Below are 20,125 nucleotides of genomic sequence, written 5' to 3' on the forward strand. Positions count from 1 at the left end.
CCGCCGCTCGGAGCCGCCCGGTCGGCGGCGTAGCCCTGGGCCCCGCGGGAGTTCGCGGCGGCGCGGAGGATCCCGGTGTCCGGGTCGCGCATCACGCAGGAGAGCCTCCCCAGCGACCAGTCCCCGGCGCGGACCACCTCGTGGCCGCGTGCCTCCAGGGCGGCGATGACCTCCTCGCCCAGACGGTCCTCGACCACCGCTCGGCCCGGGGACCAGGTGCGGGGCCAGAAGGAGCCGGGCATCGAGAGGGTGTGCAGGGCCGGGGCATCGATCGCCTGCTGGAGCTCGAGCCCGCCCACCAGCACCCGTAGCAGGAACAGCAGCTGCCACTGATCCTGCTGGTCACCGCCCGGGGAGCCGCAGGCGAGGACGGGCTCCCCATCGCGGAGCACGAGGGTGGGGGTGAGCGTGGTGCGCGGTCGCCGGCCCGGTCGCAGGGCCGACGGCATCCGCTCGTCCAGCCACATCATCTGCAGGCGGGTGCCGAGGCAGAAGCCGAGGCCGGGGATGGCGGGCGAGGACTGCAGCCAGCCGCCGGAGGGAGTGGCGCTGATGAGGTTGCCCCACCGGTCCACCACGTCCAGATGGCAGGTGTCCCCGCGCGCCTCCCCCGTCGCCCGGACCGTCGGCTCCCCGGAGCCGCCGTGGTCGATGGGGCCGCCGCTGAGCCGGGCGTGCTCCTCGTCGGTCAGCAGCGGCGGCAGGGCCGAGGGGTCGCCAGTGAGCGGGCTCGGGCGGAACCGGTGGGAGGCCTCCTCGGTGAGCAGGGCGCGGCGGGCGGCGAGATGCTCCGGGGACAGCAGCTGCTCGAGGTCGACGTCCGCGTCCCCGAAGTGGACGTCGCGGTCGGCGAGCGCCAGCTTGAGGGTCTCGAGGATGGTGTGGGCGCCGTGCTCGGTGGAGGGGTCGAGCTGCTGGTCCGGGAGGCCGTCGAGGATGCCGAGGGCCTCGAGCAGGGCGGGGCCCTGCCCCCAGGCGGCAGTCTTGGCGACCGTCCAGCCGCGGAAGGCGAGGGTGGCCGCGGGCTCGAAGCGGGCCACGGCCCCAGCCAGATCCTCCCCGGTCAGCACCCCGGCGTGGTCGGCGCCGTCGGAGTGGCGGTGCGGGGTGCGCACGAACTCGGCGATGGCGCGGGCGACGGGGCCGGTGCGCCAGCGCTCCCGGGCGGCGGCGATCCGCGCCGCGCGGCCGTCCCGGGCGGTGGGCCCGTCGGCGATGTCGTCGGCGGCGGCGTCGCGAACGCCGTCGCCGGCGGTGACCAGGTCCCGCAGCACGGCCGCGTACTCGGGGTTGCGCAGCAGCTCGCCGGGCCGCGGGGGCGCACCGTCCGGCATCCACAGCGCGGCGGAGCTCGGCCAGTGCTCGGTGAAGGTCCGCGCGACCGTCTCGATCTGGGCGCTGACCCGGGCGAGCACCGGATGCCCGTTCTCTGCGCAGTCGATCGCGTAGGCCAGGACGTCCGCGAGCTCCCAGGTCCCCTTCTCCTCGAGCACCAGCAGCCAGGCGTCCACCGCGTGGGGCACTGCGGCGGCGAGGGCACCGGTGCCGGGCACGGCGGTGAGCCCCTGCGCACGGAAGTGCTCGATTCTCGCGCCGGCCGGGGCGGGGCCCTGCCCCATCACCACCACGGGGGTGGGGTCCTCGGCGGTCGCCAGGAGCGCGGTCATGTCGCCGCCGGGGCCGTTCAGGTGCGGTTCGACCACGTGCAGCACGAAGGCGCCCGCGGTGGCGGCGTCGAAGGCGTTCCCGCCGCGCTCGAGCACGCTCTGCATGCAGGCCGTCGCGATCCAGTGGGTCGAGGCGGACATCCCGAAGGTGCCCTCGAGGGTGGGCCGGGTGGTCGGTCCGGGCGGGACCACGAACGCGGTGGTGGGGTCGGTGCTCACTGGGCGAGCGCCGCATACGCCTCGGACAGGGACATGTACTGGCTGTCCCAGACGTCCATACCGGGGATGTCACCCCCGGTCACGGCGCCGGTGAGGCGATCCAGGTACCACTCCCAGCCCGGGCCGACGTACGCCAGCATCTCGCGGGGGACGTCATGGTGGCGCAGGACGATCCGCGTCGCCTCGTGCCCGTCGGTGTCGACATCGGTGTCGGTACCGGTGCCGGTGACCGGTTCCAGCTCGAGGCTCAGCCGCCAGGTGTCCTCCCCCATCGAGGAGCTGACCGTCAGCAGGCGCTCCGGTTCGCAGGCGTGGATCGTGAACTCCGCAGCCACGGCCTGGCCGGGCTCGGCGGTCATGGTGACCTGGACGGCGCCGGTGGCGGGGTCGCCGGTGAAGGTCCCGTACCAAGTGGCCAGGAGCGAGGAGCGGCTGAGGTGCTCCCAGAGCGAGCGGGCAGGGGCGGGGACCGTGCGCGTGAGCGCGAGCTCGCGGCCGGTCGCGTCGAGGGATCCGGTGATCGTCATCTGCTCAGTGTGCCTCGGTGACCGTGCTGTCCCGCCGCCGGAGGCGCAGCGTGTCGAGCACGCCGCCCACCACGCTGCCGATCACCAGGGCGACCAGCGCTGCGATGAGGACGGCGGTGAGCGGGGGCTGCGGCAGGTCGATCTCCGCGGCCTCGCGCAGCACGAGCGCCAGCACTCCCACCCCGAGGAGCACGGCGGAGACGATGCCGGCCGCCGCCACCCCGAGCTGCAGGGCCCGCACCCGGCCGGCGCCGGCGACCAGGAAGCCCACGATCGCCACCAGCGCGACCGCTTCGATGACCACGGCGGCGATCAGCACCAGCAGCGAGGAGCTGAGGCCGAGGACCGCGCGCAGAGCGTCCGCCGGCACCGCGAGAGCGATCAGCACGCAGGCGGCGATGCCCAAGAGCGTGGAGAGCCAGGTGCCGTCGTCCTGCACGATCACCAGCACCGCGGCCGCGATCGCGAGCGCCAGGCCCAGCAGCATGCCGATGCTCAGCAGCACCGTGACGGTCCCGGGCACCGCGATGAACAGTCCCGCCGCGGCGAGCAGCACGCCGATCAGCAGGCCGATCCCCATCCCCAGACCGGCCCGGCTCCAGGTGCGCCGGGGACCGGAGATGGCGGCACCGGCGAGGACGAAGGCGATCGGGACGGAAATCAGCACGGCGGTCAGCGCGCTCGCGAGGAGCTCGGCGGGGACCAGGTCGAAGGACATGGTCATATCGTGCCCCCTGCGCCCCCGGGGCGGGGAGGTGTTCACCGAATCGGGATCTGCTCGGGACCCTGCGCGGGCATCTCGCCGCCCCTCACCCCCGATGCGCCCACAGGTCGCGCTGCAGCGCGATCTCGGCGAGGTGGTGGATGAGCTCGCGATTGATGTGGGCGACGAGCGTGGCGCGGGAGTGCTTCGCCCACGGCCCCTCCGCCTCGCCGGCGGCGACCTGCAGGTCCTCGGCGCCCCAGGCGCGCACGCCGGTGATCCAGCGCTCGTACTCGGCATCGAACTGGGCGAGCGTCTCCCTCGCGGTCGGGGCGTAGTCCCAGCTCATGTAGTCCGCGGGCGGACCGCCGAGGTGGTTATGGCTGCGCATCGCGAGCAGGCCCACGATGATGTGGCCGAATCGCCAGGCGATCGTGGTCAGGGGCGCGGGGTCGGGTGCGGGGATCTCGACGTCGATCGCCATCGCGCCGGAGCCGCCCTGGACCGGGGTGGGTGGCTGCTCGCCGTCCGGCGTCCGCGGATGCGCCGTCCAGGCACGGCCGGCACCGGAGGGGTCGAAGAAGTACTCCTCGTCGCTGAGCCCCTCGAGCCGGGGGCGCAGCTGCTCGCGGACGTGCAGCTCGATCTGGTCGACCAGCACGGTGGGCAGGTCGCCCCCGAGGCCGCGACTCTGGTGGTTCTGGGTCGTCTCGTTGCTGGTCATGTGGTTCTCCTCGAACGGTGGTGCGGGTCGGGTCGGGGATGTGCGCTCACCAGCCGGGCGGCGGCCAGGCCTGCCCGGCCACGAGGGCGTTGAGCTCGTAGGCGCCCTTGCCGTCGAGGGACTCGCGCAGGATGTCCGCGTGGCCGGCCCGGCGGAGCTCCTCGGCGAGCGAGTCGGCGGTGTCCTCCGTGCGCAGGGCCTCGGGGGCGATGGTGCCCTCGGCCTGGGGCTGCTGCGGGGCGCGGGCGGGAGCGGGGGGCGCCGCCGGAGCGGCGGTGTGGGTCTCGGCGGTCAGGAAGGGCATCGTGCTCGTCTCCTCGGTGCGGACCGCCGCGTACTGCGCGGCCCTTCTGGGTGGTCGAGACCCACTGCTCGCGCCTGAGCGGACAGGTCCTGTCCGCGAAGTGGGGCAGAGTACGTCCATGAGCGATGTGACCACGAGAGCGCTGCGGCTGCTGGCCCTGCTGCAGTCGCGGGCGGTATGGACCGGGCCGGAACTCGCCGCCGAGATGGGTGTGAGCACGCGGACCGTGCGTCGTGACGTGGACCGGTTGCGGGAGCTGGGCTATCCGGTGCTCACCTCGGCGGGACACGGCGGCGGCTACCAGCTCGGCGCGGGCCAGGCGCTGCCGCCGCTGCTGCTGAGCTCGAGCGAGGCGGTCGCAGTGGCGGTGGGGCTGCGGCTGGCGGCCTCCTCCGGCGTGGACGGACTGGACGAGGAAGCGCTGCGGGCGCTCGCCGCGCTGGACCGGATCCTGCCGGCGCCGGTGCGCACCGAGGTCGGCGCGATCACCGAGGCGATGGGGGTGATCTCCCGGCCCGCCACCGGCATCCGCTCCGAGGTGCTGATGACGCTGGCGACCGCGGTGCGGGACGGGGTCCGGGTGCGGGTCGACTATCAGCGGGCCGACGGTGAACGGTCAGAACGACGCCTGGAACCGCACCGGGTGCTGTCGATGGAGGGCCGCTGGTACCTGTTCGCCTGGGACCTGGTCCGTGAGGACTGGCGCACCTTCCGGCTGGACCGCATGCACGCGGTCCGCGCCTCGACCTTCACCATCACCGAGCGGCCCACCCCGGACATCGAGGCCGCGGTGCAAGAGTCGATCGCCGTGGGCGGCTACCCGCAGTCGGCGACGGTGCGGATCCTGGCCCCGTTCGAGGAGGTCGCCCCACAGGTCCCGGCGCGGGCGGCGACGGTCACGGCCGACGGGCCCGACGCCTGCCTCCTGCGCGCCGGGACCGCGGAGCTGCAGTGGATCGCGATGCACCTGGCCTGGATCGGCGCCCCGATCGAGGTGATCGACCCGCCCGAGCTGCTGACCGTGATCGAGCAGCTGGGCCGGTGGGCCGGCCGGGCCCGACCATGCCCCGGGTGACCATGCCCGAACGTTCAGGCTCTTGCGTATCCGCAATTCCGTGAGCCCCGCACCGTCCCTCCTTCCCAGATCACCAGCAAGTTCAGATCACCAGCAGGCTGAGCGCGGCAGCGACGGTGAGCACGAGGATGAGGTTCTCGAACACCTTCTGCGGGATGCGCCGGGCCACCTTCGCGCCGACGAACGCGCCGAGCAGCACGACGGGCACCAGCATCGCGTCCATCACCAGGGTGTCGCGGGTGATCAGGCCCAGGCCCGCCGAGAACGGCACCTTGAACAGGTTGACGATCGCGAAGTACCAGGCGGAGGTGCCCAGAAACGTCAGCACCGGCATCCGCATCGCATAGAAGTACAGCGACATCACGGGACCGGCGGCGTTGGCGACCATGGTGGTGAATCCGCCCAGCAAGCCGTAGCCCATGCCCTGCGCGGTGGCCGCGGCACCGGGCTGGGAGCCCACCGCGACGGGGGCCTGCTCCTCGCCGGCACGGGCCGCGGCTGCTGCGCGGCGGCGGGTGAGGTGCCGGCGCCACAGGGTGAGGATCACCAGGGCCAGCAGGATGACGCCGATGGTCAGGCGCACCCCCTCGCCGTCCACCCGCGCGAAGTAGAACGCCCCGATCACCACACCGATCATCGCGCTGGGCAGCAGGCGCAGCAGGGTGCGCCAATCCGGTTCGCGCCGGTAGACCCACAGCGCGGTCATGTCGCCCACGATCAGCAGGAGCAGCAGGGCGGCGGTGGATTCCTTGGCCGGCATGGCCAGCGCGAAGATGCCCACGGCGATGGTGCCGGCCCCGGGAAGGGCGGTCTTGGAGAAGCCGACGATCAGCGCGCCGAGGACCACCAGCAGCCAGGGGCCGGCGCCCAGAGCGGGGATGAGCGCGGCGAGATCGGGCATGGTCAGTGAACCTATCAGCGGCCCGTCGGCCCTGTGCAGCTGTCCGAGGCAACGGAGGCGGACGTGCATCGCTAACAGATGGGCGGCGGTGCCCGACGCGCATCCACAATCACAGCGATGCATCTGTACCGCGCGGTCTCTACCCCTACGCTGGCCGAACACCTTCGATTGGCGCCCGACTCACCAACGAGGTGAGGAGCCGCTCTGACTACAGAGGCGAGACCTGATGACAGTGGGGGAATGGCTGCGGGACACTGCTGACGGCATCGCGCACCTCGTGGGCCTACTGGAGCCATTCGCCCCGTACGCGACAGCCGTCGTGGCATTCGTCGCTGCGGCGATCGCTCTGTTCAATCTCCACCACCGGCGACAAGCTGACAGCCGAGCCGAGTGGTGGCGTCGTGTCGAATACGCGATGGATCTGACTCGAGAAGAAGACAAGGTGGGGCGGAACACGGGAATGCAGCTCCTCAATCATCTGCTCGACGACGAGCGATGGGACGAAGCTGACGTGAAGATGCTCTCGGATGCGAACGAGATTCTGATCAGCGAGCTCGTCGACAAGTTGACGCTCGCCGCCGCCGAGCCGAGGCCCCCTACCGGTCCACGAGGGATGTTCCGTAGACTCTGGTATCAGACCACCCGAAGGAGGTCACGATGAGCATTGACAATCCGCCGCGGCGCGCCCGCACTCGGAAGCCGTACACAGTCGTCATGAAGTCCCGCGACAACCAGCGGGTGCTCGTGCGTGATCCTTTGGATGTGCAGTTCCTCGAGCTCGCAGATGCTTTTCAGATGAAGGCCCGGGCGATCACCGAAGAGGCGCCCGAGGACCGACGCCCCGAGAACGCCGCTCGCTGACCCGCGCCTCCCACGAGCCCTCGTGGGAGGCGCGGCCTCGGCTCACCCGATCCAGGCGGTCTCCACCTCTTCCCCGTCGACGGCGGCGCGGGCGGCACCGATGACCAGGGCCATCGCGGCGGCGCCGGGGTCGATGACACCCTTGGCCACGTCCCCGACATAGCTGGCGCGGCCGCGACGCGCCGTGGTCTCCGCCGTGGCCCGGGCGGCCTCGACCGCGGCCTTCTCCGCGCCGGCGAGCGCCTCGCCCGCCGGCGTGCCCGATTCGACCGCCGTGCGCAGCGCGGTCACGGCCGGGTCGAGGGCGTCGACCATGGTCTTGTCCCCCACCTCTGCCTCGCCGTACTTCTGGATGGTGGCCTGCCCGGCCGCGAGCGCCTCGGCGAACTGGGCGAGGGTGGGCTCGCCGTCGTCGGCGGCCTTGGCGAGGTCGCGGAAGAACATGCCGAACAGGGGCCCGCTGGTGCCGCCCACCCCGAGCCAGCCCATGTACATCGTGGTCCCCCACTGGCGGTAGGTGGCGGGGTCGTCGGTCTCGATGTTCGAGGTGGCGAGCTTCAGGGCGGTGCGGACGTTGGTGCCGAAGTCGCCGTCGCCGGCGCGGCGGTCGAGGTCGCCGAGCGCGTCGGCGGCGCCGCCGAGGTGCTTCTGCACGCCGCGGAGGAAGTCGCGGCCGAAGCCGTCGGGCAGGGTCTCATTGCTGGTCATCTCGGTCTCCTCACCAGGTCAGGGCAGGGGTGCGGACGGGCGCGTCCCAGAGTCGGGCCTGCTCGTCGTCCAGCGGCATCAGGGTGATCGAGATGCCGTGCATGTCGAGGCTGGTCACGTAGGAGCCGACCAGGGAGCGCGCGATCGACACCCCCGCATCGGCCAGGTGGTGGTGCAGGGAGCGGGCCACCAGGTTCAGCTCGAGCGGGTAGGTGCCGCCGAGCCCGTTGACGATCGCGAGCACCTCGTCGCCGCGGTGCAGGTCGAGCTCGGCCCGCAGCGGTTCCAGCAGCAGCTCGGTGAGGCCATCGGCGTCGCGGAAGGGGACGCGGTCCGGGCCGCGTTCGCCATGGATGCCCACGCCCAGCTCGATCTCGTCGTCCTCGAGGGTGAACTGGGGCTCGCTGTCGCCGGGGTGGGTCCCGGCGGAGAGGGCCAGGCTCATGGTGCGGGCGCGGCCGGCGGCGCGGCGGCCGATGGCGGCGACCTCCTGCAGGCTCGCCCCGGCCTCGGCGGCGGCGCCGCACAGCTTCTCGACGATGACGGTGGCGGCGGTGCCGCGGCGGCCGGGCCCGTCCTGGTCCCCGGTGTCGGTGGCGAGGTCGTCGTCCACCAGCACCATCTCGGTCTCGACAGCGTCGTCGCCGCTGATCTCCCCGGCGATGCGGAAGTTCAGCACGTCGCCGGTGTAGTTCTTGACGATCTGGACCACGCCGCGGCCCGCGTCGGCCGCCTTGGTGGCCTCGAGCACCTGCAGGGCGGTGGGGCTGGCGAAGACGGCGCCGGCGACCGCCACGTCGAGCATGCCGGTGCCCACGAACCCGGCGTGCAGCGGCTCGTGGCCGGAGCCGCCGCCGGAGACCAGGCCCACCTTGTCGGTGGCGGGGCGGCGACGGGTGATGAAGCGGTGCTCCTGGTGGAGGTCGAGCATCAGCGGATGGCTGAGCATGAGCCCTTCGAGGGCCTCGGGGACCAGGTCCTCGGGGTTGTTGACGATGCTGCGACGCATGGTGGTGCGCTCCTTCCGGGCGGGGCCGATGCCCCCACGCTATCCCGCTGTGAGCCGCGCCGCAGAGGGTCGGCGGAGGATCGCGTACGGTGCGAGCCATGCGCCTGCTCCTCCTCCGCCATGGTCAGACCCCCAGCAACGTCGAGGGGATCCTCGATGCCGGCTATCCCGGGCCCGGCCTGACCGCACTGGGCCACGCCCAGGCCGCGGCGATCCCGGAGGCGCTGCAGCACGAGGACATCGCCGCGGTGCACGTCTCCCGACTGCTGCGCACCCACGAGACCGCAGCCCCGCTGGCGGCGGCGCGGAGGATGAGTCCGCTGATCACCGCCGGTCTGGAGGAGATCAGCGCCGGGCAGCTCGAGCTGCGCCGGGACGCGGAGGCCGTCGCCGCCTACCGGGACAACCATTCCCGCTGGAGCGCGGGCGAGTTCACCGACGGGGTGCCGGGCGGGGAGAGCGGCGAGCAGTTCTGGGCGCGGTTCGCCGGGGCGCTGGCGCACATCGCCGCGCTGCATGCGGAGGATGCGACGGTGGCGGTGGTCAGCCACGGCGCCGCGATCCGCGTGTTCGCCGCGGTGGTGACCGGGCTCGGCGCCGCCTCCCTCGAGGACCGGCCGCTGTTCAACACCGGCATGGTCACCCTCACCGGGCATCCCGAGGAGGGCTGGCAGCTGGAGGACTGGGTGAGCACGCCGATCGGCGGCGCCCATCTGCTCCACGGCACGGCGCACGACGTCACCGCGGACCAGCACGCCGACGCGGCCGTCTGAACCTCTGCCCGGCGAGACGCGAAGGAGCGCACCTCATGTCAGATCTGCTCGGGAGCACGGGCTTCATGTTCATCGCCCTGCCGGCCCTCTTCGCGGTGGTCGCGCTGGTCATCCTCGGCACCGGGGTGCGGGACCTGGTGCGGGGCGGCCGGCTCGCCTCCCAGGGGATGCCGGTGCGGGGCGTGGTGCGGGAGACCTACGTGCGCACCTACGGCCACAACGACTCCCGACGCCCCCACCGCGTGGAGACCATCGACTTCACCACCTCCACCGGGCAGAGGGTGCGCAGCACCCCTGCGGTCGCCGACATCGGCATGGTGGACCGCTCCGGGGAGGAGGTCGTGGTGCTCTACGACCGCGACCGTCCCGACCGCTTCATCGCCCCGAAGAACGGGCGCCACCTCTCTCCGGCGAAACCGCTGATCAAGATCGCGATCTGCGTCGCGGCCCTGGTGTTCCTGCTGTTCTTCGCGGGAACGGCCGCGGGGATGAGCAGGATGCTGCCCTGAGGACACCGGGAGGCCGTCACGCCGTCGGCCACTCCAGCCGTGGGGTGTCCGGGCCCTCGTAGGGGGCGTCCCCGTACTGGGTCTGCAGCTCGGCGGTGAGGGTGCGCAGCTGTTCGAGGATCTGCGTATACGCAACGTCGTGAGCGACGTTGACCATCTCCTGCGGGTCCTCGACCAGGTCGTACAGCTCGTCCTCGACCGGCATCACGCGGTCGGAGGAGCCGGGGGTGCCCAGGCCGTCGTTGTAGTAGCGGATGTACTTGTGGGTGGGGGTGCGCACGCCGTAGTGGGCGGGGGCGTGGTGCTCGGGGTCGTCGTGCTCCCAGTAGCGGTAGTAGACCGCCTGGCGCCAGTCCTGGACCTGCTCGCCGCGCAGCTGGGGAAGGAAGCTGCGGCCCTGCTGCGCGGGCAGGGCCGAGGGGTCCTCGCCGGCGGCCTCGAGCAGGGTCGCGGCGAAGTCCACGTTGGAGACGATGTCGGTGACGCGGGAGCCGGCGGCGACCTGTGCGGGCCAGCGCACCAGCATCGGCATGGTCAGCGACTCGTCCAGCATCAGGCGCTTGTCGAACCAGCCGTGGTCGCCGAGGAAGAACCCCTGGTCGGAGGTGTAGATGACGATCGTGTTCTCGGCCAGGCCGTTCTCGTCGAGGTGGTCGAGGATCTCGCCCACGGAGTCGTCGACCGCCTGCACACAGCGCAGGTAGTCGCGCATGAAGCGCTGGTACTTCCACGAGGATCTGGCACGGCGCGAGTCCTCGCCCTCCCCTTCGAGCTCGGGCGGCAGCGCATCCTTGTAATCGCTCTCGCGCAGGTCGTCCAGCTGCATGGCCACCTCGCGCACCACCTGGGCGCGGGAGGCGTGGTCATCCCCCATGGTCTCCGGCTCCGGGATGGTGCCCGCCTCGTACCTCCCCTCGTAGCGGGGGTGCGGGATCCAGGGCCGATGCGGGGCCTTGTGGTGGACCAGCAGGCAGAAGGGCCGCTCGGGATCGCGCTGGTCCAGGAAGTCCAGGCTCTGCCGGGTGACGATGTCGGTGGCGTAGCCGGGGAGCTGCTCCTCGCCGTCCGGCCCGATCATCACCGGGTCCACGTATGCGCCCTGGTCGGGGTAGATCCGCCAGTCGTCGAAGCCGCGGGGCCGGGAGCGCTCGGAGCGGCCCAGGTGCCATTTGCCGTACAGCGCCGTCCGGTAGCCGCGCTCCTGCAGCACCTCGGGGAAGGTGCGCACCCGGTAGTCGAACTCGGAGTAGATCGACGGGGCCCGGTTGACGTGGCTGTAGGTGCCGCTGAGGATCGAGGCGCGCGAGGGGGTGCAGATGGCGTTGGTGCAGTACACCGCGTCCATCCGCGCGCCCTCCTCGGCGAGCCGGTCCAGGTGCGGGGTGGTGTTGACCCGGCTGCCGTAGGCGGAGATCGAGTGGGCGGCGTGGTCGTCGCTCATCACGAACACGATGTTGGGACGGGTCATCGGGAGGTGCTCCTGGGCGGGTCGGGGTTCGGTGAGTCCGGCGGGCCCGGTGCGACCGAGGGGATGGTGCCGCTTCGGCCGGCGGGGCCGGCTCACCAGCGCGGGTGGATCGTCTCGCGCAGCAGCTCATCGTAGGTCTGGTGCACGGCGGCGTCGAAGCGCTCGAGCACGGTCTCCTGCTCGGGGGTGGGGGCGCTGCCGGCGGCGGCGTTGCGGCGGGCCTGCTCACCGCTGCTGGCGCCGGGGATGGCGGCGGTGACGCCGGACTGCGCGAGGATCCAGCGCAGGCTCGCCTCGGCGAGCGGCATCGCCCCGTCCAGGGCCTGCTCGAGCCGGGCCACGGCGGTCAGGCCGGTCTCGTACTCCACGCCGGAGAACGTCTCGCCCTGGTCGAAGGCCTCGCCGTGGCGGTTGAAGCGGCGGTGGTCGTTCGCGGCGAAGGTGGTGCCCGGGGAGAATTTGCCGGTGAGCAGTCCGGAGGCCAGCGGGACGCGGGCGATGATCGCCACGCCCTTCTCCGCGGCCGCGGGCAGCACCTGGTCCAGGGGCTTGAGGCGGAAAGGGTTCAGGATGAGCTGGATCGAGGCCAGGTGCTCGCGCTCGAGGCTGAGCAGCGCCTCCTGGCAGGTCTCGACGCTGACGCCCCAGGCAGCGATCTTCTTCTCCTCGGCGAGTGCGTCGAGCACGTCGAACACGCGGTCCTCGCGGTAGATCGCCGGCGGCGGGCAGTGCAGCTGCACCAGGTCCAGGGTGTCCATGGCGAGGTTCTGCCGCGAGCGCTCCACCCAGGCGCGCAGGTTCTGCTCGGTGAAGGTCTCCGGGGCGAACGGATCCGCGCGGCGGGAGGCTTTGGTCGCGATGAACGGCGCCCGCGCTCCCCCGGCTTCGGCGAGCCGGGTGCGCATCGCACCCACCAGCCGCTCGCTGCGGCCATCACCGTAGACGTCGGCGGTGTCGAAGAAGGCCACGCCCGCCTCGAGCGCGGCGTCGAGCACCGCGCGCGCGGACTCGTCCATGACCTCGCCCCAGTCAGCACCGATCTGCCAGCAGCCCTGCCCGATCACGGACAGCGGGCGGTTCAGACGGGACGGGGTGCGGTGCTGCATGGACATCATCGACCTTGCCTCTCTGCGGCCGCCCGGGGCTAGGCAGCGCTGCTCCCAGTCTCCCAGATGCCGCTCTGCACGGGCCGGGAGGCCTGGCGCCGGCGCGGGCCCCGGGCGTACACCGCGGTGCGGGCTCCTGCGCCTCAGGAACGGTCCCGCTCCACCCCCGCGAAGGCCCGGAGCGCGCGCAGCGCCGACACGATCGCGACGACATCGACGACCTCCTGCAGCAGTGCACCCGCCACGGCGGGCAGAAAGCCGAAGGCGGCGATGAGCATCAGGCCCACCGAGATGATGATGCCCATCCAGATCGACTGCAGCGCGATGTGCACGGTGCGGCGCGAGACGTGGGCGACATCGGCCACCCGCGCGATGTCGTTCGAGGTGATGACCGCCGCCGCCGATTCGCTCGCGACGGTCGAGCCTCTGCCCGCCATGGCGATGCCCACGTCGGCGGCGGCCAGCACGGGGGCATCGTTGATGCCGTCGCCGACCATGAGCACGGGCCGCGGCCGGAGGGCCCGGACGATCTCGACCTTGGTCTGCGGTGTGGCCTCGGCGTGGACCGTCCGGATGCCCACCATCTGCGCGACCGACTCAGCGGTCGGGGCGACGTCCCCGGTGACCATCGCGATCTCCGCCACCCCGGCGGTCCGGAGGCGGGCGATGGTCGCGGCAGCATGAGGACGGATCGGGTCGGAGACGATGAGGACGCCGGCCAGCTCGTCATCGACCGACACGTACACAGCAGTCTCCCCGGCGCCCAGGGCGGGGCGATCGAGCGGTCCGGCCACCTCCTCGATGAATGCGGGCTTCCCGACCCGCACCACGGTGCCGCCGGCCAGCGAGGCGCGCACCCCGTGGGTCGCGACCTCCTCCGCGTCCGTCACCTCGGGCAGGGCGAGCTGCTGCGCGCTGGCTGCCGCGACGATCGCGTCGGCGAAGACATGCACGGAGTACTGCTCCGCGGCGGCCGCGAGCCGCAGCGTCTCGTCGGCGGTGCGGGAGCCCGTGCGGACCTCCACCACGTCGGCCGTGCCCTGCGTGAGGGTGCCCGTCTTGTCGAAGGCGGCGGAGCGGACCCGGGCGAGCGTCTCCAGGACACCGCCGTCCTTGATGATGACGTTCAGCCGGGCGGCGGAGCTCATGCCGCCCATGAACGCGACCGGGGCGGCGATGAGCAGCGGGCAGGGCGTCGCCACCACGAGCACCTCGGCGAATCGCACCGGGTCCCCGCTGAGGAACCAGGCGAGGCCGGCGATGAGCAGCGACACCACCGTGAACGGCACCGCATACCGGTCGGCGAGACGCACCATCGGTGCGCGGGATCCCACCGCCTCCTCGACCAGTCGCACGATCGAGGCGTAGTGCGACTCGGCCGCCACCTTCTGCGCGCGCATCGTGAAGCTCGCGGTGCTGTTCACGGTGCCCGAGAGGACCTGGTCGCCTGCCTGATAGCTCGCGGGCAGCGGCTCCCCGGTGACCGAGGATTCATCGATCGTCGCGTGCTGCGACAGCAGCACGCCGTCGACGGGGAGGATCTCCGAGGAGCGCACCAGCAGCTCGTCGCCGACCAGGACCTCGTCGACCCCGATGCTCTCGACCTGCCCGGTGCCGGGGTGGATGCGCTGCGCGAAGGCCGGCGCGCGGTTCATCAGCTGGTCCAGCTCGCGGCTCGCACGGCGCGCGGCGAGGTCCTCCAGGGCTTCGCCGCCGGTGAGCATCAGCGCGATGATGAGCCCCGCGACGTACTCCTGCACCGCCAGGGTGGCGATCATGGCGATGACCGCGAGGATGTCGAGCCCCCAGTGCCCACGCAGCAGATCCCGCGCCATCTCGATCGCGGTCACGACGATCACGACGCCGAGCACCAGGTACGCGATGACGGCGAGGGCCGCGGACTGGCCCGTCGCCCACAGGATCACCCCGGCAGCCAGCCCGGCGATCACGAAGAGCAGCAACGCGCGGTCGCGGAGATGCTCCACCACCGGTGAGGGCGCGGAGCGTGCGGCGGTGGCGCGCGTGGTGGTGGCCTGGTCCGGCACTGCTGCACCCCGTTCTTGGCTCTTCGCGGTTCGTGGTGAATGACCCTGTTGTGGGCTAACCGGGCGGATCAGTAGAGTGCAAGAAATCTGCCCGAAGCCCTCGAGAAGCAGAGCCGGTCTCGAAACGTCGATACTGCCGTTCTAACAACGACTGGTCGGGGCGCTCCTTTTTCGCCGAGGGAAGCACGCTCAACTTGTTTCCGTCGAGTCCCTTTAAACCGAATTCTAGCATCGGCCCATCAACCTCACTCAGCACATCTCCCCTCACCCCGATCTTGTAATCGGGCGAAATTCCAATGATTCCCGCGTCGTATGCTGCATGATGGATTTTGCACAGCGCCAATCCGTTACGCACCGCCGCCACCCCGGCCGGATCAGCATCGGGAACGATATGCGCGGCATCCAGTAGAGCCGAGTGTCGTAGCGTGCAAATTGAACACCTGGTGCCGTACGCCTGCATCACAAGTCCCCGAAAAACAGGTTGGTGCAGACGACGACGCGTCTCCTGCAGTACATAACGCTTTGTCACCTCGTCGACGTCCCGCCCCGTCGACTCAATGTTCTGAAGCCCGTCAGTGGCCACGACAAACTGCTGCTGCTCTCGTTCTTCGGCCACAATGTAGACCGGATATATCGGCTTGTACACCCCCTGCGCGACACCCCAGAACCAGATTAGGGGCCGCTTCTGTTCCATCGCAGCACGGAGACCCCGGTTCGTGTATTTCTCGGGATTGTCGCCATCCCATTTGTACCGCATGAAACCATCGCTTCCCAGGCGATCGTCGTAAGGGCGCTCCTGACCTGGCGCTCGATAGGTGGTCGTGATGGAGAACGCACTGTCCATTCCTGCCGGCTTCCGAATGCCGAGCTGACGATCTCTCAGCGGGAATTTTTCGCCGCGGAAGCGAAAGTCGCCGAGATCCTCGTACGAAATTGCGTCGAGCCCATCGCTTGTCCATGCCGCGAGCCACTCCATCGCTTCCTCGCGAAGCGCCACCTCGTCAGCATCGGACCACATGTTCCGATAATCGCACATCGCGACGTTTGGCGAGTACGAAGCTGGTTACCGACTCGTCGGCACTCGTACCACCCCGAACCCCACCACCCCTACCACCGGCAGTATCACCCACCACCAGGTCACGCCGCTCTCCCCGACCACGCCCACCGAGGCCATCACGGCGAGCCCCGCGACGATGGTGACGGCAGCCAGGATCGGCTTCCACATCGCCGGCGCGGGTCTGTCGTCGGCCCGCGGGTCCTCGAACCGGCCCAGCACCAGCACCACCGCCCCGGTGAGTGCCGGCAGCACCAGCGCCCACAGCGGCCGGGTCGCCCACCACACTCCGGTGAGCGGTTCCGGCAACAGCGCCCGGGCATCGAGAGCCAGCAGCAGGTGCGCGAGTCCCACCATCACGGTGAGGTGCCACAGGAACCAGGTCATGATCCGCTGGTTCACCAGCACGGTCACGAACCACAGCCGGGGCCTCATCAGCAGCGCGGTGAGCGGCTTCTCGAGGGAGAGCACCAGGCCGGCCTGCATCATCCCCAGGAACGCCATGGTGATGCGGGTGGGGCTGGAGTTGGAGATGTCATCAGCGGCGGAGGTGATCATCGAGACCGGGTACGGCCCCACGCTCACCAGCAGCATCAGCCCGACCAGTCCGATCCCGGCGAGCAGCAGGCGCCGTCCGGCACCGGCGAGGCGGCCGTCCAGCCAGGCGTAACCGAACTGGTGGAACGCGGCCCAGACCAGCAGATAGTTCGGGTAGCCCAGCAGCGGCTGGTCCGTCACGAGGCTCACCGCGTCCACGATGCCGGCGAGCGCGAGCGCACCGATGATCGACCACCATCCGTACCTCTCCCACAGCAGCAGGCAGGGTGGGGCCACCAGGATCACCATCAGGTAGGCGGCGAGGAACCAGGTGGGGATCAGCGCCATCTGGGAGGCGAGCTGCACCGTGGCGTGCGGCGCTCCGGCGGCGACGGCGACCACCCCGATCACCAGCCAGGCCAGCAGCAGCGGGATCAGCGGGATCCCGAGCCGTCGCAGCCTCGTGCGCAGCCACTGGGCGTAGCCGACGTCCTTGCGGCGGGCGGAGCGCCAGGAGAGGGCGTTGGAGTAGCCGCCCACCAGGAAGAAGATCGGCATCACCTGGAACACCCAGGTCAGCGGGTGGATCCAGACGGCGCCGTCGAGGACGCCGTGGGGCTGGATACCGCCGTCGGCGTCGACCCCGATGATCGTCCAGTGCCCGAGCACCACCACGGTGATCGCGGCAGCGCGCAGGAAGTCGACCACACGGTTCCGGCTGGCAGGGGTGGCGGCATCGACCTTCTCGGCGCGGCTCAGGCGGGTGCTCGTCATCGACCTGTCCCCTCGTCAGTGCCCCGACCTGTCCCGGTCGGGACGGGGTCGCTGGCTGTGACCGCAATCTACCGGAGCGGCGCGACCGGCACGCACCCCTGGCGCCGCTGTGCCATCTGGGCAAGAGCGCTTCCGCGCCGGGGCGGGATCTGCCAGGCTCGCCGCATGTCAGCACCTCATCATGCAGAGCACGGCCATGCCGACCCCGCCAAGACCCTCTCCCCCAGCGAGTACTGGGAGCAGCGGTACTCCGGCCGGGAGCCGATCTGGTCCGGGAAGGTCAACGAGACCATGGCGTCCGTCGTCCGTGACCTCACCCCGGGCGCGGCGCTCGATCTCGGCTGCGGGGAGGGCGGGGACGTGCTGTGGCTGGCCGAGCAGGGCTGGCAGGCACTGGGCCTGGACATCTCCGCCACCGCCGTCGGCCGCGCCCGCGCTTCCGCCGCGGCTCGTGGCCTCGAGACCGCCACCTTCACCGCCACGGACCTCAGCGCCTGGGAGCCGGAGCTGCGCAGCCTCGACCTGGTCACTGCCTCGTTCTTCCAGTCCAGCGTGGCGCTGGACCGCACCGCGATCCTCCGCAGGGCCGCCTCCGCGCTGCGCCCGGGCGGGCACCTGGTGGTCACCTCCCACGCCGCACCGCCCTCCTGGGCCTCCGATCATCCCGCGAGGATGGTCAGCATCGACGAGGAGGTCGAGCAGCTCGCCCGGCCCGCCGAGGACTGGGACGTGGTCACCGCCGAGGAGCGGCCGCGCCCCGCGCTCGACCCCGAGGGGCATGCGGGCGAGCACCTGGACGCGCTGTTGGTGCTGCGCCGGCGCTGACAGCACCGGGCGGCCACTGACCGCGTCGGCGCCTGCCCCCATCAGAGCCCGTTCAGCCCTGCGCGGCGAGCACCTGCCGGTACCACTCGAAGGCGGCCTGCGGATCGTCCACCGTGGTGCCGTCCACACCGATCACCACGGCGTGGGCCATCTGCTCGGCGGTGCGCAGCGGCCAGCCGTGCACGCGCCGGCCTGCGGCGTGCTGGGCCGCGACCGCCTCGGCGGTGAGGCCCTCCCAGCCGCAGAGCAGTGCCGAGGCACCGGTGCGCTCGAGCAGCGCGTCCAGGCCCTCGGGGTGCTTCTCCGTCACCGGCAGGCGGTGCACGATCATGCCGCGCGGGATCTGCGGCAGCAGCTCGCGCGCCTGCACCAGAGCGTCGGCATGGAAACTGGTCAGGCGCATGCGCCGGACCACCTCGGGGCGGGTCTCGAGGAATCCGGCCAGCAGCGGTACCACCGCCGGGTCCTTGATCTCCACCTCCAGGTTCGCCGTGGTGGCCGCACACACCTCCTCGAAGGTGTGCAGGCGGTGCCCGTCCCGCAGCGGCACCTGCTGGAGCTCCTCCAGGGTCCTGTCGGCGACGGGGCCGAGGCCGCGGCCGTCCTCGTCGGCCGCGAGACGGTCCAGGGTCGCATCGTGGATCACCACGAGGCGGTCGTCGGCGCTTCGGCGGAGGTCCAGCTCGAGCTCCTGGCACCCCAGCTGTTCTGCGCGCTGGAACGAGGCGAGCGTGTTCTCGAGCGCGTGGGTCATGGCGCCGCGGTGCCCCACGATCGTCAGCTCGCCGCTGGTGGTGTCCGGCCCGGTGTCGGTGCTCCTCATGGGCGCCATCCTCTCAGGCCTGCCCTTGCGCGGCTCGTCTCTTCGTAGCCCGGGGCCGGAGCCCCACCCGGCCTCCGGAGATCTGCCTCAGAGGCTGACGAGCGCGACCACTACGAAGGTCAGCACCAGCGAGAGGGCGACGGCCAGGTTGCTGCGCCAGGTGGGGGCCTGCTCGCCGGCGTCGGCATTCGCCGGGACCACCGGAATCTGTCCGGTCTCGGCTGCGGCCTGCAGTTCGTGGCCGACGGTGACGTCATGACGCGAATCCATACGGGGGTCCCTCCTTCTCACAGTGGTAGGAGCACATCGCACAGGCCTGATCGCGGCCTGATCAGACGCGGTTTCCTCGCGCGCCTTCTGTGCTCATGACAAGAGTAGAGCCGCTGGTGACCCCCTGAATAGAGCGATGACCCAGTGGTCACCGGAATCACATTCCCCCTCGGGGCAGCGGCCGGATCGGGGCGCCCGGTCACGGCGGCGGGCCCGTACGGTGACCTGCATGCTCGATCCGCAGTGGTGGCCGCTGGGCCTGGCCGCACTGGCCGTCCTGGCCGGGGCGGTCTCCGTGCGCACCACCGGGATGGGCTTCGCGCTGCTGTCCTCCCCGTTCCTGGTGATGGCGCTGGGTCCCGTCGAGGGCATCCTGGTCACCAATGTGTGCGGGATCGTCGCCGCGCTGCTGAACCTCCTCGTGATCCACCGGGACCTGGACTGGCGACGCGCCGCGAGAGTGGTGCCGGCCGGGATCGTGGGCACCATCCCCGGGGCGCTGCTGGTGCTGTGGCTGCCGGCGCCGGTGCTCGCGATCGCGATCAGCCTGCTGGTGATCGCGGGCCTGCTGTTCACCATCGTGTCGCGGTCGCTGCAGGTGCCGAACTCCTTCTGGGTGGGCGCAGGCGGCGGCTTCGCCTCGGGAGTGATGACCGTGACCGCCGGCGTGGGCGGGCCGGGCCTGGTGGTCTATGCGCTGGCCACCCAGTGGGAGCACCGGAGCTTCGCCGCCACCGCCCAGCTGCACTTCGCCGTGCTCGGCGTGGCAGCGCTGCTCGCGAAGGGGGCGCTGCCCACGCTGCCGGTGGGCGGCTGGGCGCTGCTGCTGGGAATGCTGGTGGTGGGGCTGATCGGCGGCACGGCGCTCGCGCGCAGGGTGCACGGGTCCCGGGCGATGCGCGGGGTGATCGTGATCGCGATGGCCGGAGCGACCCTCTCGCTCATCCAGGGTCTCGCGCAGCTGTGAGCCGCTGACCGGCCCTGCCCCTCGCACACCGGACACGAGGCCCGTTCCGGAGCGATCATCACCGCCGGATCGTCGGCCCCCACCGCCGATCCCGCAGCTCCCGCCCGTGTGAGCCTCGTGCCGGCGCCTCTCCCCCGGGGAGAGTCCCGCACCCGCCACCTGGAATCTACGGGCCCCTGACCAGGAGCGCGATGGGGCGAACTGCCTGGGGAGAAGTCCCCGGGGAGAACTCCCCATCCAGATCCGTCCCGGTTTCCGCCCGTCCGCCCATGGTGG

21 protein-coding genes and 1 pseudogene are annotated in these 20,125 nt (G+C 71.4%); 7 read left to right on the forward strand and 15 right to left on the reverse strand.

What is annotated here, in order from left to right:
• Positions 1–17: 17 nt before the first annotated feature.
• The 5 genes and pseudogenes from ACHUEU_RS05310 to ACHUEU_RS05330 all read right to left on the reverse strand — a co-directional run.
• Positions 18–1,808: pseudogene (locus ACHUEU_RS05310) on the reverse strand (gamma-glutamyltransferase family protein); the annotation flags it as partial.
• A gap of 74 nt (positions 1,809–1,882) precedes the next feature.
• Positions 1,883–2,413 (reverse strand): SRPBCC domain-containing protein, encoded by a 531-nt coding sequence (locus tag ACHUEU_RS05315; RefSeq protein WP_394214858.1) that lies wholly within the window; start codon positions 2,411–2,413, stop codon positions 1,883–1,885.
• Between the two features lie 4 nt (positions 2,414–2,417).
• Entirely contained in the window at positions 2,418–3,131 is a 714-nt protein-coding gene (locus tag ACHUEU_RS05320) for a hypothetical protein (RefSeq protein WP_394214859.1), read from the reverse strand.
• Positions 3,132–3,222: 91 nt separating this feature from the next.
• Positions 3,223–3,840, reverse strand: coding sequence for a DinB family protein (locus tag ACHUEU_RS05325; protein WP_394214860.1), 618 nt, complete (start codon positions 3,838–3,840; stop codon positions 3,223–3,225).
• 46 nt (positions 3,841–3,886) lie between these two features.
• A complete protein-coding gene (locus ACHUEU_RS05330) occupies positions 3,887–4,144 on the reverse strand; it encodes a hypothetical protein (protein ID WP_394214861.1) in 258 nt (85 codons plus the stop codon).
• 118 nt (positions 4,145–4,262) lie between these two features.
• Here ACHUEU_RS05330 and ACHUEU_RS05335 point away from each other — a divergent pair, with 118 nt between their 5' ends.
• Positions 4,263–5,219, forward strand: a complete 957-nt coding sequence (locus ACHUEU_RS05335; RefSeq protein WP_394214862.1) for a helix-turn-helix transcriptional regulator — start codon at positions 4,263–4,265, stop codon at positions 5,217–5,219.
• 82 nt (positions 5,220–5,301) lie between these two features.
• Here the strand turns inward: ACHUEU_RS05335 and ACHUEU_RS05340 are convergent, their stop codons facing one another.
• Positions 5,302–6,120, reverse strand: coding sequence for a sulfite exporter TauE/SafE family protein (locus ACHUEU_RS05340; RefSeq protein ID WP_394214863.1), 819 nt, complete (start codon positions 6,118–6,120; stop codon positions 5,302–5,304).
• A gap of 226 nt (positions 6,121–6,346) precedes the next feature.
• Between ACHUEU_RS05340 and ACHUEU_RS05345 the strand changes: the two genes are divergently transcribed.
• The gene (locus tag ACHUEU_RS05345) at positions 6,347–6,781 is read left to right on the forward strand and encodes a hypothetical protein (protein ID WP_394214864.1); all 435 of its coding nucleotides are present in this window, start codon (positions 6,347–6,349) and stop codon (positions 6,779–6,781) included.
• The gene (locus ACHUEU_RS05350; protein ID WP_394214865.1) at positions 6,778–6,981 is read left to right on the forward strand and encodes a hypothetical protein; all 204 of its coding nucleotides are present in this window, start codon (positions 6,778–6,780) and stop codon (positions 6,979–6,981) included. Before ACHUEU_RS05345 ends, ACHUEU_RS05350 begins: the two co-directional genes overlap by 4 nt.
• A gap of 42 nt (positions 6,982–7,023) precedes the next feature.
• Here ACHUEU_RS05350 and ACHUEU_RS05355 read toward each other — a convergent pair whose 3' ends face one another.
• Complete coding sequence (locus ACHUEU_RS05355; RefSeq protein WP_394214866.1) at positions 7,024–7,689, reverse strand: DAK2 domain-containing protein; 666 nt, start codon at positions 7,687–7,689, stop codon at positions 7,024–7,026.
• A gap of 10 nt (positions 7,690–7,699) precedes the next feature.
• On the reverse strand, positions 7,700–8,698 hold the full coding sequence (locus tag ACHUEU_RS05360) for a dihydroxyacetone kinase subunit DhaK (protein ID WP_394214867.1): 999 nt from the start codon (positions 8,696–8,698) through the stop codon (positions 7,700–7,702).
• Positions 8,699–8,796: 98 nt separating this feature from the next.
• On the opposite strand from ACHUEU_RS05360, the gene ACHUEU_RS05365 reads away from it, so the two are divergent.
• Positions 8,797–9,471, forward strand: a complete 675-nt coding sequence (locus tag ACHUEU_RS05365) for a histidine phosphatase family protein (RefSeq protein ID WP_394214868.1) — start codon at positions 8,797–8,799, stop codon at positions 9,469–9,471.
• A gap of 35 nt (positions 9,472–9,506) precedes the next feature.
• Positions 9,507–9,980: a DUF3592 domain-containing protein gene (locus ACHUEU_RS05370; RefSeq protein WP_394214869.1), complete on the forward strand. Its 474-nt coding sequence runs from the start codon at positions 9,507–9,509 to the stop codon at positions 9,978–9,980.
• 16 nt (positions 9,981–9,996) lie between these two features.
• On the opposite strand, the gene ACHUEU_RS05375 is transcribed toward ACHUEU_RS05370, so the two are convergent.
• The 5 genes from ACHUEU_RS05375 to ACHUEU_RS05395 form a co-directional block, all read right to left on the reverse strand.
• Positions 9,997–11,448: a sulfatase family protein gene (locus ACHUEU_RS05375; protein ID WP_394214870.1), complete on the reverse strand. Its 1,452-nt coding sequence runs from the start codon at positions 11,446–11,448 to the stop codon at positions 9,997–9,999.
• A 92-nt stretch (positions 11,449–11,540) separates the two neighbouring features.
• Entirely contained in the window at positions 11,541–12,554 is a 1,014-nt protein-coding gene (locus tag ACHUEU_RS05380; RefSeq protein WP_394214983.1) for an aldo/keto reductase, read from the reverse strand.
• 143 nt (positions 12,555–12,697) lie between these two features.
• Positions 12,698–14,599, reverse strand: coding sequence for a heavy metal translocating P-type ATPase (locus tag ACHUEU_RS05385; RefSeq protein ID WP_394214871.1), 1,902 nt, complete (start codon positions 14,597–14,599; stop codon positions 12,698–12,700).
• A 55-nt stretch (positions 14,600–14,654) separates the two neighbouring features.
• Complete coding sequence (locus ACHUEU_RS05390) at positions 14,655–15,617, reverse strand: HNH endonuclease (protein ID WP_394214872.1); 963 nt, start codon at positions 15,615–15,617, stop codon at positions 14,655–14,657.
• 45 nt (positions 15,618–15,662) lie between these two features.
• Positions 15,663–16,964, reverse strand: coding sequence for an acyltransferase family protein (locus ACHUEU_RS05395; protein ID WP_394214873.1), 1,302 nt, complete (start codon positions 16,962–16,964; stop codon positions 15,663–15,665).
• 165 nt (positions 16,965–17,129) lie between these two features.
• Between ACHUEU_RS05395 and ACHUEU_RS05400 the strand changes: the two genes are divergently transcribed.
• Complete coding sequence (locus ACHUEU_RS05400) at positions 17,130–17,789, forward strand: class I SAM-dependent methyltransferase (protein WP_394214874.1); 660 nt, start codon at positions 17,130–17,132, stop codon at positions 17,787–17,789.
• A 52-nt stretch (positions 17,790–17,841) separates the two neighbouring features.
• Here ACHUEU_RS05400 and ACHUEU_RS05405 read toward each other — a convergent pair whose 3' ends face one another.
• Entirely contained in the window at positions 17,842–18,612 is a 771-nt protein-coding gene (locus tag ACHUEU_RS05405) for a glycerophosphodiester phosphodiesterase (protein WP_394214875.1), read from the reverse strand.
• Between the two features lie 87 nt (positions 18,613–18,699).
• The gene (locus ACHUEU_RS05410; protein WP_394214876.1) at positions 18,700–18,882 is read right to left on the reverse strand and encodes a hypothetical protein; all 183 of its coding nucleotides are present in this window, start codon (positions 18,880–18,882) and stop codon (positions 18,700–18,702) included.
• A gap of 229 nt (positions 18,883–19,111) precedes the next feature.
• Between ACHUEU_RS05410 and ACHUEU_RS05415 the strand changes: the two genes are divergently transcribed.
• The gene (locus ACHUEU_RS05415) at positions 19,112–19,849 is read left to right on the forward strand and encodes a TSUP family transporter (protein ID WP_394214877.1); all 738 of its coding nucleotides are present in this window, start codon (positions 19,112–19,114) and stop codon (positions 19,847–19,849) included.
• Positions 19,850–20,125 lie beyond the last annotated feature (276 nt).

The organism is Brachybacterium vulturis (genome assembly GCF_043641765.1).
GTDB lineage: Bacteria > Actinomycetota > Actinomycetes > Actinomycetales > Dermabacteraceae > Brachybacterium > Brachybacterium vulturis_A.

Bases quoted from the DNA above. Each gene is read 5' to 3' on its own strand.
- ACHUEU_RS05350 (WP_394214865.1), top strand. From the start codon at position 6,778: ATGAGCATTGACAATCCGCCGCGGCGCGCCCGCACTCGGAAGCCGTAC.
- ACHUEU_RS05375 (WP_394214870.1), bottom strand. From the start codon at position 11,448: ATGACCCGTCCCAACATCGTGTTCGTGATGAGCGACGACCACGCCGCC.
- ACHUEU_RS05395 (WP_394214873.1), bottom strand. From the start codon at position 16,964: ATGACGAGCACCCGCCTGAGCCGCGCCGAGAAGGTCGATGCCGCCACC.
- ACHUEU_RS05345 (WP_394214864.1), top strand. From the start codon at position 6,347: ATGACAGTGGGGGAATGGCTGCGGGACACTGCTGACGGCATCGCGCAC.
- ACHUEU_RS05380 (WP_394214983.1), bottom strand. From the start codon at position 12,554: ATGCAGCACCGCACCCCGTCCCGTCTGAACCGCCCGCTGTCCGTGATC.
- ACHUEU_RS05340 (WP_394214863.1), bottom strand. From the start codon at position 6,120: ATGCCCGATCTCGCCGCGCTCATCCCCGCTCTGGGCGCCGGCCCCTGG.
- ACHUEU_RS05390 (WP_394214872.1), bottom strand. From the start codon at position 15,617: ATGTGGTCCGATGCTGACGAGGTGGCGCTTCGCGAGGAAGCGATGGAG.
- ACHUEU_RS05335 (WP_394214862.1), top strand. From the start codon at position 4,263: ATGAGCGATGTGACCACGAGAGCGCTGCGGCTGCTGGCCCTGCTGCAG.
- ACHUEU_RS05400 (WP_394214874.1), top strand. From the start codon at position 17,130: ATGTCAGCACCTCATCATGCAGAGCACGGCCATGCCGACCCCGCCAAG.
- ACHUEU_RS05320 (WP_394214859.1), bottom strand. From the start codon at position 3,131: ATGTCCTTCGACCTGGTCCCCGCCGAGCTCCTCGCGAGCGCGCTGACC.
- ACHUEU_RS05360 (WP_394214867.1), bottom strand. From the start codon at position 8,698: ATGCGTCGCAGCATCGTCAACAACCCCGAGGACCTGGTCCCCGAGGCC.
- ACHUEU_RS05410 (WP_394214876.1), bottom strand. From the start codon at position 18,882: ATGGATTCGCGTCATGACGTCACCGTCGGCCACGAACTGCAGGCCGCA.
- ACHUEU_RS05370 (WP_394214869.1), top strand. From the start codon at position 9,507: ATGTCAGATCTGCTCGGGAGCACGGGCTTCATGTTCATCGCCCTGCCG.
- ACHUEU_RS05315 (WP_394214858.1), bottom strand. From the start codon at position 2,413: ATGACGATCACCGGATCCCTCGACGCGACCGGCCGCGAGCTCGCGCTC.
- ACHUEU_RS05415 (WP_394214877.1), top strand. From the start codon at position 19,112: ATGCTCGATCCGCAGTGGTGGCCGCTGGGCCTGGCCGCACTGGCCGTC.
- ACHUEU_RS05405 (WP_394214875.1), bottom strand. From the start codon at position 18,612: ATGAGGAGCACCGACACCGGGCCGGACACCACCAGCGGCGAGCTGACG.
- ACHUEU_RS05330 (WP_394214861.1), bottom strand. From the start codon at position 4,144: ATGCCCTTCCTGACCGCCGAGACCCACACCGCCGCTCCGGCGGCGCCC.
- ACHUEU_RS05365 (WP_394214868.1), top strand. From the start codon at position 8,797: ATGCGCCTGCTCCTCCTCCGCCATGGTCAGACCCCCAGCAACGTCGAG.
- ACHUEU_RS05325 (WP_394214860.1), bottom strand. From the start codon at position 3,840: ATGACCAGCAACGAGACGACCCAGAACCACCAGAGTCGCGGCCTCGGG.
- ACHUEU_RS05355 (WP_394214866.1), bottom strand. From the start codon at position 7,689: ATGACCAGCAATGAGACCCTGCCCGACGGCTTCGGCCGCGACTTCCTC.